The sequence below is a fragment of the Streptomyces sp. E2N166 genome, from assembly GCF_003671715.1.
GTDB lineage: Bacteria > Actinomycetota > Actinomycetes > Streptomycetales > Streptomycetaceae > Streptomyces > Streptomyces thinghirensis.
Genome location: NZ_RAIF01000006.1, coordinates 206,532 through 206,774, shown reverse-complemented (window position 1 = coordinate 206,774; position 243 = coordinate 206,532). Strand labels below are relative to the sequence as shown.

The following is a 243-nucleotide window of genomic DNA, read 5'->3' as shown; positions in this document are numbered from 1 at the left end:
TCCGCGGTGGATCCTGGTCGCTGTAACTGTCCAGGCCGAGGCCGTCCAGAGCGGTCAGGTACAGTGCCGGAGCGGCATCCTGGAGGATGCGGGCGGTGCGCTCGGCCGGGTAGTCCGGGTCCAGCGGAACGTAGGCCGCACCGCTCTTCAGCGTCCCCAGCAGAGCCGTGACCGCGTCCACCCCCCGGGGCATGTCCACCGCGACGAACGCCTCCGGGCCCGCACCCCGCTCGGCCAGCCACC

Annotated in this window: 1 protein-coding gene; it reads right to left on the bottom strand. The window is 72.8% G+C overall.

The features are described 5' to 3' along the window. The coding region (locus EBH09_RS37455; RefSeq protein ID WP_153182590.1) for an AMP-binding protein at positions 1-243 on the bottom strand (243 nt) is incomplete at both ends.